The 18,831-nt window shown below is 40.4% G+C and carries 18 protein-coding genes; 12 read left to right on the top strand and 6 right to left on the bottom strand.

Going from position 1 to position 18,831, the window contains the following annotated elements:
- The first annotated feature begins 114 nt into the window (after nucleotides 1–114).
- Nucleotides 115–1,218: a trans-sulfuration enzyme family protein gene (locus BW935_RS07955; RefSeq protein ID WP_076500336.1), complete on the top strand. Its 1,104-nt coding sequence runs from the start codon at nucleotides 115–117 to the stop codon at nucleotides 1,216–1,218.
- Between the two features lie 207 nt (nucleotides 1,219–1,425).
- On the opposite strand, the gene BW935_RS07950 is transcribed toward BW935_RS07955, so the two are convergent.
- The 4 genes from BW935_RS07950 to BW935_RS07935 form a co-directional block, all read right to left on the bottom strand.
- Nucleotides 1,426–2,964, bottom strand: a complete 1,539-nt coding sequence (locus BW935_RS07950) for a YifB family Mg chelatase-like AAA ATPase (RefSeq protein ID WP_076500335.1) — start codon at nucleotides 2,962–2,964, stop codon at nucleotides 1,426–1,428.
- A gap of 81 nt (nucleotides 2,965–3,045) precedes the next feature.
- Nucleotides 3,046–3,417: a hypothetical protein gene (locus BW935_RS07945; RefSeq protein WP_076500333.1), complete on the bottom strand. Its 372-nt coding sequence runs from the start codon at nucleotides 3,415–3,417 to the stop codon at nucleotides 3,046–3,048.
- Nucleotides 3,418–3,452: 35 nt separating this feature from the next.
- Complete coding sequence (locus tag BW935_RS07940) at nucleotides 3,453–5,285, bottom strand: ABC transporter ATP-binding protein (protein ID WP_076500331.1); 1,833 nt, start codon at nucleotides 5,283–5,285, stop codon at nucleotides 3,453–3,455.
- A gap of 58 nt (nucleotides 5,286–5,343) precedes the next feature.
- A complete protein-coding gene (locus BW935_RS07935) occupies nucleotides 5,344–7,029 on the bottom strand; it encodes a hypothetical protein (protein WP_076500329.1) in 1,686 nt (561 codons plus the stop codon).
- Between the two features lie 213 nt (nucleotides 7,030–7,242).
- Here BW935_RS07935 and BW935_RS07930 point away from each other — a divergent pair, with 213 nt between their 5' ends.
- From BW935_RS07930 to BW935_RS07880, 11 genes are all read left to right on the top strand, one after another.
- Nucleotides 7,243–7,488, top strand: coding sequence for a type B 50S ribosomal protein L31 (locus tag BW935_RS07930; protein WP_076500327.1), 246 nt, complete (start codon nucleotides 7,243–7,245; stop codon nucleotides 7,486–7,488).
- A gap of 74 nt (nucleotides 7,489–7,562) precedes the next feature.
- Nucleotides 7,563–8,762, top strand: a complete 1,200-nt coding sequence (locus tag BW935_RS07925; protein WP_076500326.1) for a GlmU family protein — start codon at nucleotides 7,563–7,565, stop codon at nucleotides 8,760–8,762.
- A 9-nt stretch (nucleotides 8,763–8,771) separates the two neighbouring features.
- Entirely contained in the window at nucleotides 8,772–9,908 is a 1,137-nt protein-coding gene (locus BW935_RS07920) for a DNA polymerase III subunit (RefSeq protein ID WP_076500324.1), read from the top strand.
- Between the two features lie 2 nt (nucleotides 9,909–9,910).
- Nucleotides 9,911–10,345 carry an ATP-dependent zinc protease family protein gene (locus tag BW935_RS07915; RefSeq protein ID WP_076500322.1) on the top strand — a complete coding sequence of 145 codons (435 nt, stop codon included), beginning with the start codon at nucleotides 9,911–9,913 and terminating at the stop codon, nucleotides 10,343–10,345.
- Complete coding sequence (gene rimK, locus BW935_RS07910) at nucleotides 10,342–11,250, top strand: 30S ribosomal protein S6--L-glutamate ligase (protein WP_076500320.1); 909 nt, start codon at nucleotides 10,342–10,344, stop codon at nucleotides 11,248–11,250. Before BW935_RS07915 ends, rimK begins: the two co-directional genes overlap by 4 nt.
- Nucleotides 11,250–12,185, top strand: a complete 936-nt coding sequence (gene hemC / locus BW935_RS07905) for a hydroxymethylbilane synthase (RefSeq protein ID WP_076500318.1) — start codon at nucleotides 11,250–11,252, stop codon at nucleotides 12,183–12,185. Before rimK ends, hemC begins: the two co-directional genes overlap by 1 nt.
- Nucleotides 12,182–13,012, top strand: coding sequence for a peptidylprolyl isomerase (locus BW935_RS07900; RefSeq protein ID WP_076500316.1), 831 nt, complete (start codon nucleotides 12,182–12,184; stop codon nucleotides 13,010–13,012). Before hemC ends, BW935_RS07900 begins: the two co-directional genes overlap by 4 nt.
- Nucleotides 13,005–13,934 carry an SDR family oxidoreductase gene (locus BW935_RS07895; RefSeq protein WP_076500314.1) on the top strand — a complete coding sequence of 310 codons (930 nt, stop codon included), beginning with the start codon at nucleotides 13,005–13,007 and terminating at the stop codon, nucleotides 13,932–13,934. Before BW935_RS07900 ends, BW935_RS07895 begins: the two co-directional genes overlap by 8 nt.
- A 39-nt stretch (nucleotides 13,935–13,973) precedes the next feature.
- Complete coding sequence (locus tag BW935_RS07890) at nucleotides 13,974–15,374, top strand: sodium-dependent transporter (RefSeq protein ID WP_076500312.1); 1,401 nt, start codon at nucleotides 13,974–13,976, stop codon at nucleotides 15,372–15,374.
- A gap of 133 nt (nucleotides 15,375–15,507) precedes the next feature.
- A complete protein-coding gene (locus BW935_RS07885; RefSeq protein WP_076500309.1) occupies nucleotides 15,508–15,879 on the top strand; it encodes a response regulator in 372 nt (123 codons plus the stop codon).
- A gap of 93 nt (nucleotides 15,880–15,972) precedes the next feature.
- Nucleotides 15,973–16,557, top strand: coding sequence for a porin family protein (locus tag BW935_RS07880; RefSeq protein WP_076500306.1), 585 nt, complete (start codon nucleotides 15,973–15,975; stop codon nucleotides 16,555–16,557).
- A gap of 7 nt (nucleotides 16,558–16,564) precedes the next feature.
- On the opposite strand, the gene BW935_RS07875 is transcribed toward BW935_RS07880, so the two are convergent.
- Together BW935_RS07875 and BW935_RS07870 are read right to left on the bottom strand one after the other, a co-directional pair.
- A complete protein-coding gene (locus tag BW935_RS07875; protein ID WP_076500304.1) occupies nucleotides 16,565–17,707 on the bottom strand; it encodes a galactokinase in 1,143 nt (380 codons plus the stop codon).
- 2 nt (nucleotides 17,708–17,709) lie between these two features.
- The gene (locus BW935_RS07870; protein WP_076500302.1) at nucleotides 17,710–18,783 is read right to left on the bottom strand and encodes an aldose epimerase family protein; all 1,074 of its coding nucleotides are present in this window, start codon (nucleotides 18,781–18,783) and stop codon (nucleotides 17,710–17,712) included.
- Nucleotides 18,784–18,831: the final 48 nt, after the last annotated feature.

The raw sequence follows: 18,831 nt of genomic DNA, 5'->3' as shown, positions 1-18,831 counted from the left end.
TGAACCACCATCCAAAGCCGAAAAGAATTGATTCATTCTTTTCGGCTTTTTTCTTTGAGTGAGTTCTATATTTCAGCTACCTTTAATTTTACATCAATAGAAACATCACTAACCATGAAACTTGAAACCATTGCCATCCATGCAGGTACTCAAATTACGGATTCTTATAGACCGGCAGTTCAGCCCATCACCTTGGCGACTACTTTTGAGCATCATGAAGATTCAGTGATCTACTCTAGAGCTGCCAATCCGAATCGAATTGCACTGGAAAATGTCTTGGCCAAATTAGAACATGGGCAAGCGGCAGCAGCTTTTTCTTCTGGTAATGCGGCAGGGATGAGCGTATTTCAAGCCTTGCCACCAAGCTCACATTTGGTTGCACCTGATGACATGTACCATGGATTGCGGCACCTTCTAACCACTGTTTTCAAAGGGATCTTAGAAGTAGATTTTGTGGATATGACCCAATCTGAAAATGTCGCAAAAGCCATCAACACAAAAACGGCATTGATCTGGGTAGAAACACCTTCCAATCCTTTACTCAAAATCTCTGATATCAGAGCCATTTGTACCATTGCTCAAGAAAAGCAAATCCCAGTAGTATGCGACAACACCTTTGCTACACCCGTATTTCAGAATCCATTGCTACTAGGGGCTTCAATAGTCATGCATAGCACCACAAAATATCTCGGAGGGCATAGTGATATTTTGGGAGGTGCCTTGATTACAAAAGAAGAAAACGAACTCTGGGATAAAATCAAGCTCGTTCAGACTACAGGTGGGGCTGTACCATCGCCATTTGACTGCTACATGCTGAGCAGAAGTATCAAAACCCTACCTTATCGTATGAAAGGACATGCTGAACATGCAGGAATAATTGCCACATTTTTACAAAATCATCCTCAAGTAGAAAAAGTCTACTACCCAGGACTCTTGGATCATCCTGGTCATACTATCGCCGCTACTCAAATGACAGGGTTTGGTGGAATGCTTTCTTTTCTAGTGAAAGGTGGAGCAAATGAAGCTGATACAGTCATTTCCAAATTACAATACTTCACCAATGCGACAAGTCTAGGAGGAGTAGAAAGCCTTATCGAAAGAAGGGCGGCTTCAGAAGGACCTGATTCCAAAACACCTCAAAACTTAATCAGGGTCTCCGTAGGTTTGGAGCACTTAGATGATCTTTTAGAAGATTTGGATCAGGCGCTAAAACAATAAATGGCTACCGAAGGCAGCCATTTAAATGAAAAGGTCAAGATCAGGGATATATCTTAACATTTGGGTGATGAAAACAACTTTCTCCTGATTTGTTCTTGGAATAAAAATGGGCAGTATTCTTGAGATAACAAAACATTCATTAATATTTTTTATGCTTTCAGCTAATTATCATCAGTGTTTTCTCAAAGAAGAAGTATCCACTTGTTATTAGCCAGCCCAGCCCTCTCTATCCAAACTCCTATATTGAATTGCTTCAGCTAGGTGTTCTACTTTGATCGTATCACTTGCCGCAAGATCAGCAATGGTTCGCGCTACTTTGAGTATTCTATCATAAGCCCTTGCTGATAGGCCCAACCTTTCCATTGCTGTTTTCAATAGTGCCTTCCCAGCTTCATTAATTTGACAGACTTCTTTGACCATATGGGAAGGCATCATTGCATTGCAATAAATTTCGGGGTATTCTTTGAATCGATTGACCTGCTGCTCCCTACCTAATATCACCCTTTCTCGAATAGAGCCGCTAGACTCTGCTTTCCTAGTTGAAGTCATCTCGTCAAATTTCACTGGAGTGACCTCCACATGCAGATCAATCCTATCCAAAAGAGGTCCTGAGATTTTATTCAAATAGCGCTGCACCACACCAGGTCCACAAACACACTCCTTCTCTGGATGATTGTAATAGCCACATGGACATGGATTCATGCTGGCGATCAGCATAAAGTTGGCTGGGTAGTCCACAGAAACTTTTGCCCTAGAGATCGTCACTTTCCGCTCCTCCAAAGGCTGGCGCATTACTTCAAGTACAGTTCTTTTGAACTCCGGTAACTCATCCAAAAATAGAACTCCATGGTGTGACAATGAAATCTCTCCTGGTTGGGGGTTACCTCCTCCGCCAACAAGTGCTACATCCGAAATTGTATGATGTGGGGATCTAAATGGTCTCTGTGCGATAAGCGAGGCATTTTTCCCAAGTTTCCCTGCCACCGAATGAATTTTGGTAGTCTCTAAAGCTTCTTGCAAAGAAAGCGGTGGTAAAATGGAAGGTAGGCGCTTTGCCAACATTGTCTTCCCAGCACCCGGTGGGCCTATCATGATGACATTATGGCCTCCAGCAGCGGCTATTTCCATGGCCCGCTTAATATTCTCCTGTCCCTGAACATCCGCAAAATCAAACTCATAATGCTCCAAAGAATTATAAAAAATATCTCTGGTATCGGTAACAGTCGGTTCTATAGCCAACTCCCCTTCCAGAAAACGAATGGCTTCATCGACTGTGGATACCCCTATGATATCTAAGTTGTTTACAATAGAAGCCTCTGCTGCATTTTCAAGCGGTAGAATAAACCCTTTGAATCCCTTTTTGCGCGCTTCAATGGCTATCGGCAAAACACCTTTGACTGGTCGAAGCTGCCCATCAAGAGACAATTCTCCCATGATGACATACTCCTCTAGGTCTGTGAAAAGCACTTGCTCAGAAGCTTTGAGGATTCCCATTGCTATGGGCAAATCGTAAGCAGATCCCTCTTTACGAATATCAGCTGGTGCCAAGTTGACCACAACTTTTTGTCGAGGCATACGATAACCAAAGTATTTTAAAGCGGACTCTACACGCTGTTGACTTTCTTTGACTGCACTGTCAGGCAGACCTACCATAAAGAAACTCGTACCTTGCCCTACATTGACCTCTATGGTAATGAGCTTGGCATCTACACCGGAAACAGCACTTCCAAAAGTTTTTGCTACCATGATATTTCTTTGAAAACCAATAAAAAAGGAAACCTAAAAGATTTCCTAATATAATCATATTCAAGATGAAATGATAAAGCTTTACTTAAAATTCTGCCTAGGTCTGATGACTGAACTTTCTTTTTCTTCGTCTTTATCTCTAGAATCAATTCTTTGATCCATGTTTTTCAACTTCACTCCTTGCTCTAAATCATATAATTTAGCTTTCAACTCTTTTTTCTCCAATTCCTTTTTAGCCAAATCACTTTCATAATTTCTCTTGACGATTGCACTAGTGCCCCAAGCTCCCAGAAAAAGTAGAAGCCCAACAAGAAGAAAAGAAACAACAGTTCCTGAGTGAAGCTCTGCAACTCCAAACAGATTTTTCACTCCCTCAAATGTCATGAAGAACACCAAACTGACTGCAAAAAACAGCGCTACCAAGAGCTGCATGATACTATTAAATTTTTTCATTATCTCTATAATTATGGGTTAAGCATCTAAATATACTAAACAGACTGCATTGTGGAAAGTTTCTTGTAGATCCCTTCCTGATCCATCAACTCTTGATGCGTTCCACGCTGTACGATTTCACCTTTTTGAATGACCAAAATTTGGTCTGCATGCTGAATGGTACTCAATCTATGTGCGATGACCAATGTCGTTCGGTTCGTCATCAGCTTGGTCAAGGCTTCCTGCACCAGCAATTCAGACTCTGAGTCCAAAGCCGAAGTAGCTTCGTCCAAGATCAATATGGGAGGGTTTTTCAAAACTGCCCTAGCAATGCTCAGCCGCTGTCGCTGCCCTCCAGACAATTTGGAACCACGTTCCCCTATCGAGGTTTGATAACCTTGCTCCAACTGAACGATAAATTCATGCGCATTAGCGATCTTGGCTGCTTCTACGACCTTATCCTCAGAAACATCTTCCATGCCAAAAGCGATGTTGTTGTAAACAGTATCATTGAATAAAATCGATTCCTGCGTTACGATTCCCATGAAATTCCTCAAACTTCCCAACTCTATGGACTTGATATCAATTCCATCTAATAAAATTTTGCCTTCCGAAGGATCATAAAACCTAGGCACTAAATCTGCAATAGTGGACTTACCACCTCCCGACTGCCCCACAAGTGCTATGGTCTTCCCTTTTTCCAACTTGAAATTTATACCCTTCAATACCATTTCCTTTTCATAGCCAAAAGACACATCTTGAAAAGCAATGCCATTTTCGAATTGTGAAACGTGGATGGGTTCATTTATATTTTGAATATCACTTGGAGTATCCACTACCTTGAATATCCGCTCTGCCGAAGCCAAACCACGCTGAATTACACTCGCCGCACGGGAAATTTCCTTGGCTGGATTCAATACTTGAGTAAAAATGATAATATAAGTAATGAAATCACTGGCACTCAAATCAGAGTTGTTTGTCAATACTAAACTTCCACCATAAACTAAGATACCAGCAACCACAGAAACCCCCATAAATTGAGAAATCGGAGAAGCCAATTCATTTTTCTTAGCCATAGAAAAATTCACATTGGAATAATAATCTGTCTCTTGATCAAATTTTGCATTGATATACTTCTTTGCACCAAATGCCTTGATCACCCGCATCCCCCCTATAGTTTCGTCCAGGATATTGACAATTCTCCCTAGAGATTCTTGGCTCTCCACCGCCTTTTTCTTCAACCTCTTTGTAATTCCACCGATGATTGCCCCTGAGATCGGTATCACCAAAATGGTGAAAATGGTCAGCTTAACGGACATGAAAAATAAAACTGCAAAATATAGAATGATCGTAGCAGGCTCTCTAAACACAACCCTGAGCGATTGAACTATGCTATTTTCTACTTCCTGAATATCATTGGTCATCTTAGACATTAGGTCACCTTTGCGCTCATTAGAAAAATAACCGATATGCATATCGGTCACATGACCGAAAATATCCATACGCATTTTCTTAATCACCTCAGCCCTGACCTTTGCCAAAACTACCCCGGATAAGTAGGTAAAGAGATTGGCTAAAAAAACTGAAATCACGATAATGATGCAGACATATACCAAGGTCCCAAATTTCCCATAGGTATCAGCTACCTGCAGGAAATAATAGTTAAAAAGGCTCAGGAAGTAATCTATAGTCAAAGCAAACTCAGGCTTGGTCAATGATGAAAAATCCTGAACAGGTCCAGCCTGCTCAAAAATCACATCAAAAAGAGGCTTAAGCAAAGTGAAATTCAGCAATCCGAAAATGATCGCCAAAAGTGTGTAAATGATATAAATAGGGATAAATCTCCTAAAAGGCTTGGCATAAGAGAGAATCCTAAAATAGGTATGCATGGAATACTTGTAAATATTGAAGGCGCAAGTTAGTTATTTTTATGCCCACCCAAGCAGATCAATAGTTGAATTCCTGCCTGATCATATTCATACGCAGCGAAACCTGAGTAAAAAGATTCGTCTCTGGGCTATCCAAATCTTGGGCAGTCCGCCTTCTGTAACTCTGACTCAAATCAATGAAAAGATTCTGCTTAAGCATGTAGCTCAAGTTCAGGTTGCCCATTACAACTCTATTCTCAACCCCTTGCCCAATCCTATGCCCAAAAAGACCCAATCCGGTGTTGGTCACGAGTCTATTTTTGAGCAAATCTCCGCCAAAGTTCACGTCTGCACTTGGGTCTGCTCCAAAAAACTGATAAAATCCAGTTGCATTGACTTGAAGCCTAGGAATCGGCTGATACCTCAATATCCCTATTACTTCCCTGAAGTTTGCCCCGAGGGGATGGGCTAGCGGAGTTCTATAATTATTGAAAGCCTGATATTCAAACTTTTCCTGATACGTGTATGGCCTTGCTTGGTTGAACTCTAATTGAAGGTCTAGATTACTGATTTTGAATGCATTGACATATTTATATCCAGCTTGAATCGCGTGTTTATTTCGGCTAGAGTTTTTCCCATCTATGCCAAAAAACTCATTGAAAACAAATTCGTCCAATGCAAACTGCCCATAGAGTTGCATCCCTCTGGTGAAATTCCACTTCCCATCAAAACCCAACATGACTTTGTCTGGAGTGCCCAGTTGATGCTCTACCCAGCGATAAAAAATCACAGGATTCATGTAATTCCAATCAAACTGATTGGCCATGACAGATTCAAATACACCTATATTAAGTTTCTTCCCCAAATTTATCCCTAATCTATGATGTGAGAACCATTTCTGAGGATAGTGCCCATCCGTAGGTCTTCGTCCATTGTAAATTACATCAGCAGTCATCTGAGAGAAAAGATTGGTAAAATTGAATCTCCAAATCTTGGTATTCAACTTAAAAAAAACATAAGGATTGGAGAAATCAGACAAGATCATGGATCGATAGCCCTCTCCCACAAAATTCCTGTCATGCCCAAACTGAGCTTGAATACTCTTACTGATATCAAAACTAATATGGCCCATCGCAGAAAAATACCCATATCCATCTACACCATAATCTTTCCAAAAGCCCTCACCTGGAACTGCCCCATTAGCTTCTGTGTAATTTCTTATCCAAGAAGGGAAAACCGTCTGCGTAGTAGTCAAGTAAGTATAAAAACCAATCTTCCTATCTATAGATCCCCTCAACTCCAAACCTCTAGAGTTTCTAAACCTGAAATTATCTTCACCTTGCTCTATTCCTCCTGATAAATAAAGTACAGGATTCACATGAATATCAAATAACTCGTCTCTGTAATGAAAAAAATCTGATGGCTTCCTATATAATTTTCCGAGAAATGTCCGCTTCGAGTCTTGCGTATCTTCAGGCATAAACTCCCAATTGTCATTTGACAAATATTCAATGTTAAACCTGTCTGCTGCAGATTGTACCAAAGCTATCGAATCAGATTGATATTGACTCAGATAAGTCCCCAACTGATCTCTTCTGAAGGGTTTAAATCCCGTATGAAATACTGGATTCATATCCCCACCAAGAATCTCGTATCTTTCTATTAAATGATAGTAATCTCTATTAAATGGCACATAAGCACCTTGCGACCAGGCATACTCAAAAATCAGGAATGAAATAGTAGCGAGGAGTAAAAATTTTTTCATTGGTTAGAATTTTGGCAGTAGTTTCGTAAATCTATTAAAAAGTAGAGAAATAAAAAGGGCTACCATTTCAATTTAGATACACAATCAGCTGATGTTTTGAAAGAAAGGTGGAAAGAATTCAAGAAATTCAACAAATTGATTTGGAAGAATTTTTAAAAAAGAATAACTTTGTGCCTCATTTGAAAAAAGGGATTCAAGATAAATAACAATAAAATGAAAAAAGATATTCATCCAAACTACAGAGATGTTGTATTCTATGACACCTCCAGCGAATATAAATTCTTGACTAAGTCTACTATTGAAACAAGTGAAACTATCACTTGGGAAGACGGACAAGAATATCCAGTTTACAAAATCGAAGTAAGCTCCAACTCACACCCGTTCTACACTGGTAAGAAAATGTTGTTGGATACCGCTGGTAGAGTTGAGAAATTCAACAGAAGATACGCTAAGAAGTAAGCGAAGTCTTCATCAAAGCATTTTTAAAAGTCTCTCGGAAGCTATATTCCGAGAGACTTTTTTATTTTTGTGACATGGACAATTTGATTTTATTTGACGACTCTGCTATCAGAGGCTCTTTATTACCTTTTACTTTTACCAGACCAGTAGCTGACATCAGAATTGGGATCTTGAAGATTTCCCAAAAGTGGGAAATCTATAGCAAACTCATTCCTGGCTACCTCACTCAAGACTATCTCAGTCAAAAATTCACCTTCCAAAATACCAGTGCTCTGATGATCAATGGTTCGCTATGCCCAGACCCCGCACTATGGGAAGCAATCTCAAAACTCAATCCAAATCAAGCACTATGGTCAGAAAATATCCTATTAGCTTGCTTTACCGAGCAGCCTGGGGCTTTCACAACTGATCAGGCAAAAGAAAAGGAAGCGGTACAGTTCACAGCATCATTTACTTTGATCCAGAAAACATGGAATATTTTCGAGTTTAATGCCACTGAAATCAAAAAGGACTTTGAATTAATCACCTCTGGACGTTTTTCTGAGAGAATTGAGGATCCTCATACCATCATGTACGCGCCTGAGAATATATTCATAGAAGAGGGAGCGAGAATAAAGGCAGCTGTACTCAATGCTGAAAATGGACCAATTTATATTGGTAAAAATGCAGAAATCCAAGAAGGCGCTTTAATCAGAGGACCGTTTGCACTTTGTGAGGGTTCTACTGTAAACATGGGTGCTAAAATGCGTGGCGATACGACCATCGGCCCACACTCCAAAGTTGGGGGTGAAGTTTCAAATTCGGTGATTTTCGGATATAGCAACAAGGGTCATGAAGGATTCATGGGCAATTCTGTATTAGGAGAATGGTGCAACTTAGGAGCGGACACCAATACATCGAACCTTAAAAATAACTATGCTCCAGTGAAAGTTTGGGATTATATCAAAGGCGGTTTCTCAAATACTGGACTACAATTTTGTGGCTTGATGATGGGAGACCACTCCAAATCTGGCATCAATACCATGTTCAACACTGGCACCGTGGTAGGTGTTGGCGCAAATATTTTTGGAGATGGCTATCCTCGTAATTTTATCCCTTCCTTTTCCTGGGGTGGTGCTTCTGGGTTTACAACTTTTCAAGTTAGAAAATTTGAGGAAGTAGCTATCGCAGTGATGAAAAGAAGAGGGCTGGCATATGATGAAACTGAAAAAGAAATTATCCAAAAAGTTTTTGAATTGACCAAGCATTACCGTATTTGGGACAAAACAGTTTAAGCTGAAGCTATGCTATTTTCATCTATCCCCGGACTCGAAGAAGTCAAAATCAAAATTATCAACGCGGTCAAGAACAATCATCTTGCTCACGCCTTGCTTTTTCATGGTCCTGAGGGCTCTGCCAATTTAAAAATGGCGCTGGCGCTATCCACTTATCTTCATTGTGAAAACCCAGGAGATACCGACGCATGTGGAATCTGTCCTTCTTGTCAAAAAATGGCTAAGCTGGTGCACCCAGATATGAATTTCGCCGTGCCGGCACCTGGCGAGGGTGTGGATGATGATGACAAAAAGAAAAAAGTAGACTTCATCGCTTCCTTTAGAAGCTTTGCCATCAATCAACCCTACGGGAATATTTCAGACTGGATATATTTCAATGAAATAGATAAAAAACAGCTCAATATCTCCAAAGGAGCTGCAAGGAATATCATGCGGACTATATCTCTCAAGTCTTTTGAAGGAGGCTATAAAATCATGATGATATGGGGCGTAGAATACATGAATAGCTCCGCGGCCAACTCCCTGCTCAAGGTTTTGGAAGAACCGCCTGAAAAAACCCTTTTCCTGCTATTAACTTCTCAACCAGAGCAATTGCTGACTACCATTCTTTCTAGAACTCAAAAGGTAATGGTTCGTGCTTTCGCTGACGAAGAGATAAAAAATCACTTGGTGGAAGAAGGAATGTGTTCCAAAGAAGCTGCAGAACAAATTGCACCGCTTGCAGACGGGAATATGCGAGAGGCTTACCGCATGATAGATCAGGTTCAGGATGAAAATACGCTACAAATCCGAGATTGGTACAGAGACTGTTTTTCATTGAAAATTGGAGCACTATTGAGTAGGTCGGAAGACTTTGCAAAAAAAGACAAAGAAGGACAGAAGTCATTTCTCCTGACTGGGCTCAATGTACTCAGAGAAGTGATGCTGAGTAAATCCCAACTTGACACACTCATGCGTAGTGGAGCTGAAGAAAGAGATTTCATTGAAAAACTAGGAATTCATGTGTTGGATGAAGATAAAATCTCCGACATGTATAGTCAGATCAATGGGGCTCATTACCACCTAGAAAGAAATGCCAGTGCCAAGATTCTATTCACAGACCTTTCCTTTCAGCTTGCTAGAATTCTGAGAAGAAAAACCGCCTAAATATGGAAAAAAAAGTAATCGGAAGAAGAGAGAGAATCACCCTACCTGAATGGGGGCTCAAAATGGTCACTGCCAAAGTAGATACTGGTGCATATACCAGTTCCATTCATTGTACCTACACCGAAGAGCGAGAGGTAGACGGAGTGATGACGCTTTTCTATAGAGTATTGAGTCCAGATAATAAAAAGTACAAAGATAAAATCATAGCTACCTCAAACTATACACAGAAAAAGGTGAAGAATTCCTTTGGGCAAGCGGAGGTGAGATACAAAGTGAGTACAAAAGTTATTATGTTTGAAGAAGAATTTGACGCTGAATTCACTTTGACTGACAGGTCAAAAATGAGAAATGCTATCTTGATCGGAAGGAAGATGATTCAAGGTAAATTTTTAGTAGATGTCGCCGAAGTAAACTTGTCCCTAAAATCAAAAAAATGAAAATCGCTATCCTTTCCAGAAATTCACACCTTTACTCTACCAAGAGACTTCACGAAGCGATCATAGCAGCGGGGCATGAAGCAGTGATCATTGACCACTCCTTATGTGATATCATCATCGAGCAAGAGGGTCCCTCCATCATTTACAAGGGAGAAAAAGTCATTGGTGTAGATGCGATTATCCCGAGAATTGGCGCTTCTGTTACTTTTTATGGCACTGCCGTAGTAAGGCAGTTTGAGTTGATGGGGACGTTTTCAGCCGTAGAATCTCAGGCGATTGTCAGGAGTAGAGACAAACTCAGATCCTTGCAAATTCTTTCCAAAGCTGGACTAGGTATGCCCAAAACAGCATTTACGAATTTTTCCAAAGGAGGTGAAAAAACCCTTATTGAACATGTAGGTGGAGCTCCATTGATCATCAAATTATTGGAAGGAACACAAGGACTAGGTGTCGTTCTTGCTGAAACCAAAAAGGCGGGACAATCGGTAATCGAGGCTTTTCATGGACTCAAAGCAAGAATTATTGTCCAAGAATTTATCAAAGAAGCAAAGGGGGCAGACATCAGGGCATTTATCGTCAATGGTAAAGTAGTAGGAGCGATGAAAAGGCAAGGTGCAGAAGGTGAGTTCAGGTCCAATCTCCACAGAGGTGGAAAAGCCACAGTCATCAAACTTTCTCGTGCTGAAAAACAAGCAGCCCTAGGTGCTGCAAAAGCATTAGGACTTGATATTGCAGGAGTAGACATGCTCCAATCAGCAAGAGGACCACTCATCTTAGAAGTCAATAGCTCACCTGGACTAGAAGGTATAGAGAAAGCTACGGGAATAGATATCGCTGGCGAAATCATCAAGTTCATCGAAGAGTCTGTCAATAAAAAAGGAACTAAACGAAAAATCAAAGAATAATGCATACAGTCAAAATAGGTACCCGTGGGAGCAAATTAGCCCTATGGCAGGCCTACCATGTAGCAGACTTACTCAAAGCAAAAGGAATCCCTTCAGAAATTGTAATCATTGAAACTAAGGGTGATAAAATATTGGATGTGTCTATTGCTAAAATCGGCAGTAAAGGTGTGTTTACGGAGGAACTGGAAGAACAACTAGCCAAAGGAAGTATTGATATTGCAGTTCACAGCGCCAAAGACATGCAGTCCTCTTTACCAGAGGGATTTGAGTTGATTGCATTTACTGAGCGAGAAAAAGTAAATGACATCATTTTAAGTCACAAGAAGGACTTAGACTATAAAAATCCAAATCAGCAGCTAGTATTAGGCACTTCCTCCACAAGGAGAGTAGCCACTTTAAAATATTATTATCCCCATATCAAAACTGCAGAAGTCCGAGGAAATTTACAAACGAGGATCGCTAAAATGGAATCAGGTATATGTGATGCGCTCTTGTTAGCTTATGCAGGTGCACACAGAATGGGCTATGATGACATGATCATGCATGAACTTTCTCTGGATGAATTCACACCTGCCGTAGGTCAAGGTTCTGTTGCCATCGAAGCATCTACCAATATGGACCAAGATCTGAAAGCGAAAATCATAGAGGCAACTCACCATGAAGAAACTGGCTACAGATTATTAGCCGAGCGTGCCTATCTCAGGGTTTTAGAGGGGGGTTGTAGCATACCAGTTTTTGCATTGGCCGAATATGATGGAGAAAGAGTTAAGCTCAAAGGTGGTATTGTAAGCTTAGATGGCTCTGAAAGAATCATCAAAGAAGTATCTGGCAGCAACAATGAAGCTGAAAATCTAGGTAAAATCCTTGCAGACCAGGTCCTTTCGGCTGGAGGTGACAAAATATTAAAAGAAATAAAATCCGCCCTAAACAAATGAAAACGAACATATTCATCATCTTATTAGCCTTCCTAGCTTTCGGTTGTGCTGTTGAAAAAGACTACCTGGTAAAAATCGAAACGCGACATGGAGACATGTATGCCATCCTATTTGACGAGACACCAAAGCACAAAAAGAATTTTATTGAACTAGCTGAAAAAGGACGTTTCGACTCAACGGAATTTCATCGCGTGATCGAAAACTTTATGATTCAAGGTGGTGACGTATTTGCCAAAGAAAAACTCCCAAGAGAGGAATGGTACACTGTACCTGCTGAAATCAAGCCAGACTTGATTCACGCTAAAGGGATGATCGCTGCTGCCAGAATGGGCAATAATGTAAACCCGGAGCGCGCATCTAGTGGTTCTCAGTTTTATATCGTGCAGGGTAAAGTGTATGACAAATTGGAATTGACCACAGACATGCGCCAGTTGAGTGAGAAGTTTAACCAGTACCTGAGATTAGAAAGCAATGCTGAGTTGAGGGAAACCTATACAAACCTGTATGAAAATAGGGAGTTTGATGCCATGAACAAACTGATGCTTGATCATAAAGAAAAGCTTGAGGATTTTTACAGCACAAGTCTGGGTAAAAAAATGACTCCACAACAAGTGGAAGCATATACGACTATCGGTGGCACACCACATTTGGACAATGAGTACACCGTATTCGGTCAAGTGATCAAGGGGCTTGAAGTCATGGAAGAAATCGCAAAGGAAAAAACCAGCCCACAGGATAAGCCCATCGAGACTGTCTATATGAAGGTAACAGTCAACCAACTCCCTAAAAAGAAAATAACGAAGGACTTTGGCTACAGCTATGAATAAGCTGCACAAAGCAAAAATACTTATTACTGGTGCCAACGGGCTACTCGGTCAAAAATTGGTTCAGTTGATTCTTCAGGAAGGCGAATATGAATTGCTGCCATCTGGACTGGGAGACAGTAGATTTCCTGAAGACTGGCAAGTAGAAAACTGGATCAGTATGGATATCCGAGATCCACAACAGGTTCAGAACGTTTTTGACCAATTTCAGCCTGATTACTTGATCCATACTGCTGCAATGACCAATGTAGATCAATGCGAACAAGAACTTGAGGCCTGCAAGGATCTCAATATCAATGCCGTACACCATCTAGTTTCGGCATGTGAAAAGCACCACACGCACATGATTCACCTTTCTACTGATTTTATATTTGACGGAGAAGCTGGCCCTTATGATGAAGAAGCAGCTCCTAATCCTGTGAATTTCTATGGGTGGACAAAGCTAGAAGCAGAAAGAATCATTGAGAGATCAAATATTAAATCTGCTATCGTCAGAACAGTTTTAGTGTATGGTGTCGCCAATGACATGAGCCGGTCTAACATTATCCTTTGGGTCAAGGAATCCCTAGAGCAAGGAAAGAAAATACAAGTTGTAAACGACCAGGTTCGCACTCCAACACTGGCAGAGGATTTAGCAAAAGGCTGCCTTCAAATAATCAAAAAAAATGCTGTAGGGAAGTTTAACATATCAGGCAAAGACCTGCTGACACCATATGATATGGCCATAGCAACAGCGGAATACTTTGACTTGGATAAAAGCTTGATCAGCGAAACCGACTCTCAACATTTCAAGCAAATTGCTCAACGACCCATGAGGACAGGATTTATCATCAATAAGGCTTTTCAAGAGCTTGACTACAGGCCCAAAAGTTTTATGGATGGAATTGGTATTTTGTCAAAACAACTTAAATTAGCCGATTCTTAACATTTCAATAATCAATCAACAAAATTCAATCAATAAAGCATGGCATTAAATACGGAAACTGAAGGCAGGGGGCAATGGGGCTCTAGCCTAGGGTTTATCATGGCTGCTGCTGGGTCTGCAGTCGGATTAGGTAACATTTGGAGATTCCCATATATCACTGGTGAAAATGGAGGTGGAGCCTTCGTGTTCGTCTACATATTATGTGTATTGCTCATCGGTATACCTTTGCTCTTCAACGAGCTCGCCATCGGTAGATTGACTGGTAAAAACCCAATCGGAGCGATGAAAAAAGCTTCTGACAATAAATTCTGGATGATCCCTGGGATCATGAGTGTTGTCATCTGTTTCATGGTTTTGACTTACTATTCTGTGATTGCAGGATGGACGGTTGGCTATATCATCACAGAACTGATCAATATCCCAGTTGATTTTGATGTATTCATAGAGACTCCAAAGTATATAGTTCCGCTCACTTTCTTATTTATGGTCATCACTATCTTGGTGATCTTAGGAGGTGTATCTGGGGGTATTGAAAAAGCTTCCAAGCTGTTGATGCCTGTGTTATTCATCCTGATCATTTTGATAGCAGGACGAAGTGTAACTTTACCAGGTGCTTCAGAGGGTATCAATTACTACTTGAACCCTGATTTCTCTAAAATTAATGGAGGGGTAATATTAGCCGCCTTAGGTCAAGCATTTTTCTCAATGAGTGTAGGCTGGGGTCTAATGGTGACTTATGGTTCTTATCTTCCAAAGAGTTCAAACTTAGTAACAAGTGGTCTTTGGATTGGTGCATTGGATAGCTTTGTAGCACTTTTGGGTGGTCTGATGATTTTCCCAGCAGTTTTTGCTTTAGGGTTGAAGCCAGATGAAGGACCTTCATTGGTATTTAAAATTCTCCCTCAAGTATTCGATCAAATTCCAGGTGGATCAATCATAGGTGCTTCTTTCTTCTTGCTTTTGATGGTAGCGGCTTTGACTTCTACTATTTCCATGCTAGAAGTACCAGTAGGCTATTTGATTGATGAAAAGAAAATCTCGAGAAAGAAAGCAGCCTGGGGAGTTGGAATCACAGCCATGGTTGTCTCTATCCCTGCAATCCTAAGTTCTATCGAAGAAAGTGTATTTAGTAAAGTTACCATGAAAATTGGATCGATTCAGAAAACTGGCTGGTTCGATATCATGGATTGGACTTTTGGTACTTTGTCTGTGACGGTGCTTTGTCTTTTGTTTGCATTATTTTCAGGATGGGGTTTCAAGAGCAGCAAACTTGTTGATGAGATCGCATTAGGTGCTCCTACATTCAAAAAGAAAATCTTATTCGGAATTAGCCCAGGACAGGTTTGGATATTCTTCATCAGATTTGTGTGTCCATTGGTTATCGGGCTGGTATTACTCAATCTATTTGGTGTCTTCGGAGAACCAGAAGCAGGAGGTTGATAATTAAGGTTTTAAATCTTTAAAAAAGGTTTTTGGTCATCAGACCGAAAACCTTTTTTTTATTTTTATATATACTTTTATGTTTTTTAAATTATTTTTTCTGATATTGGTAGCGTTCACCCTGACCTAACATATGAAAGTTCTTGTAGTAGATGATGATGCTATCAATAGACTGATACTTCAGAAGCTTTTCGAGAAAGAAAATAATACCGTCAAAACTGCTCAAAATGGCTGTGAAGCCATGCAACTACTCAATGATGAGAGTGATTTCAATATCGTGATTACTGATATCATGATGCCTGAAATGGACGGAATTCAATTGCTCGCTGAAATCAAACTGAATGATAAAACCTCTAGGATCCCAATCATAGGTTTTACAGCTGGCGACATTGATTATTTTCGAGGAATAAGCACTGTAGCATTTGACAGACTATTGCCAAAGCCAATGGATTTCTATGAATTATATGATATAGCCCATAGATTTGTAAACAAAAGCCTCAATTGAAAAACAATTGAGGCTTTTTCTTTCGTTAGTATCTTGGAAACTTTGAGATAACTTGAGGTTTTTGTTAATTCACACACCCAAACCCAAATTGAAATGAAAAATATCCTGCTTCTGCTTTTCTCTTTCCTGATGATTTCCACCTTGAAGGCACAAGATTTTTCTATTGGACCAAAATTTGGCGTATCTCAAGCCAATATCAAAGTCAACGGTGATGGTTTTGCATCAGGCGAGGACAAAATGGGCTACCACATTGGAGCATTTGTCCGAATGGGTGGAGCATCTATTTTCGTGCAACCAGAATTTCTTTATACCAATACAGGAGGTTTTATTGTGGACGAAAACAACAACGCAACCATAGAAACAAATTTCAACAGACTGGACATCCCGATGATGGTTGGCTTTAAATTGGCTAAGTTTTTCAGAGTACAAGCAGGTCCAATCGCAAGCATTTTGCTAGATCAGTCTTTTGGAGAAAACCCTATTGCTGCAACCCAAAACATAGAATATAGAAACTCAACGATAGGTTATCAAGCAGGTATTGGCCTAGATCTTGGCAATCTAATCTTAGATGCCAAGTACGAAAGCTCTCTCAATAGAATAGCTGGTAGCGTCGCAGGATTCCAGACAGATCAAAGGCAAACTCAATTGGTCCTCTCTGCAGGGTTTAGATTATTCTAACCTTCTCCTACCCTATTCTTCCAGACCCTTCCTCTGGTGAAACCAAATAGAATTCAGGATTTCTACCGAATAAGGCTTGGTACTGTTGTCTTACCTCTTTTTTGATTCTATCTACATGAGCCTTATTGACAATATTGATGGTACATCCACCAAATCCCCCGCCCATCATCCTTGCTCCTAAAATCTCCGATTCATTTTTGGCATAGTCCACCAAAAAATCAAGTTCCTTACAACTCACTTCATATTCTTGACTCAACCCTTGATGGGATGCAAATACACTTTTTCCAAAAGTTTCTAGATCTCCTTTAGAAAGTGCCTCGCAAGCATCTAATACCCGTTGATTTTCTTCGATCACGTACTTACATCTGGTTTTGACGACATCACTTACTTCTAAGCGCTCTAAAAGCTCTAAAGAAACATCTCTTAAATCTCTCACGGCTGAATCGATCTTTTGGGCGGCTTTTACTCCTGCCTCGCATTCTTCTCTACGGGTGTTGTAGGCACTTTCCGAAAGACTATGCTTCACCTTCGTATCGATTAGCATCAATTGATAGTCTCCAAGATCAATCGGGAAATACTCAAACTTCAACGTCCTACAATCCAACCTGATAGCATAATCCTTCTTACCCATGACAGAGGCAAACTGATCCATGATCCCACATTGAACACCAGCAAAGGTATGCTCGGCTTTTTGTGCATAATGAACCAATGAAATTCTAGGTATTTCAAAGTCAAAAAGTGCGGACAAGCCATAACCAACCGCACACTCTAAAGCCGCAGAAGATGATAAGCCGGCTCCTACAGGTATATCTCCACCAAAAACCATATCAAAACCCCTCACAGGATAGCCTGCCTCCTGCAATTGGGCTACTACACCCATGATATAAGTAGCCCAATGACTTGGCTTGGGAGAAAATGAATCAATTTCAAAAGCAAACTCTTCCTTGAAATCTACTGAGTATAGCCTACAGGTTTTTAATCCATTTTCTGCTATAGCGACAACCATCTTCTTATCAATAGCAGCCGGAAGTACAAATCCTCCATTATAATCAGTATGCTCCCCTATTAGATTGATTCTACCTGGAGAATATACAAGAAGGGGTTCTTGAGCAAAATGGGCTTGAAATATATTTTTAATCTCTTGGTACATGACTATTGTATGGTAAACTTGAAAATGGTTTGTGATTCAAAAGTTTCATTAGGATTCAATCTGATTGTTGGGAAATCAGGACGATTCGCTGCATTAGGGAATCCTTGAGTTTCTAGGCAAATTGCTGCATGCTGCTTGTAGTATGAATTGGATTTCCCTGGGTAAGTCCCTTTAAAGTGATTAGAAGTATATACTTGAACTGCTGGTGCTGTGGTTATACAAGTCATTCTTCTCCCAGACTTGGGATGATACAATATTATTTCAGGATTACTTGTATTGAGCTTAAAGGCGTGGTCAATACCATTTCCATTTTTCAACTGTGGATGATTTTCTGCTAGTGCAACTCCTATTTTTCTTGATTTTCTGAAATCAAAAGGGCTACCACTTACATTTTTTAGCTCTTCCAAAGGAAAGCAACTACCATCAATGGGCAAATAATGCTCAGCCGGGATAGTCAATTCATGGTCGAAAATGGTCTCACTGTGATCTCCACTGAGATTGAAATAACTATGATTGGTAGGATTGATGATGGTAGCATGATCAGTAGTGGCTTCATAACTGATTTTTAACTCTCCTTCCAAATTGACCGCATATCTCACAGAGACATGGATATTGCCAGGATACCCCTCTTCGCCATTTGGACTAAATAGAGAAAAATCAACTCCAATTTCATTTTCCGATTGAAATGGTTTCCCAACCCAAAGCTTCCTGTCCCATCCTGACACTCCCCCATGAAGATGAACGTCTCCTTGATTTTCTGGTAGCTGATAAAGTCTGCCTTCGATTTCAAATCGATTGCCATTAGTCCGACCAGCTACTCTTCCAATGGTAGCTCCCAAGTAGCAGTATTCTTGCTGATAGGCATCTTGTAAATAACCCTCAAGTGAATCAAAGCCCAATACTACATCTTCCATCTTTCCAAACCTGTCCGGAACATGCAGTTCAGTCAAAGTTGCCCCTAGGGTCATGATTGAGGCTTTAATCACTCCTGGTATTTCTAAAGTAAAAATCTGAATCACTTGTCCCTCTGGTGTCTGACCAAAAGAAGCAATATGCATCTGGCATTCTGAAATCATACAAATGGTATAGGTTTGAGCGCTAAAAATAAAACTTGAAAGCCAAAT

Source organism: Belliella pelovolcani (assembly GCF_900156785.1).
Lineage (GTDB): Bacteria > Bacteroidota > Bacteroidia > Cytophagales > Cyclobacteriaceae > Belliella > Belliella pelovolcani.
This window is presented reverse-complemented; position numbering and strand designations above follow the sequence as displayed.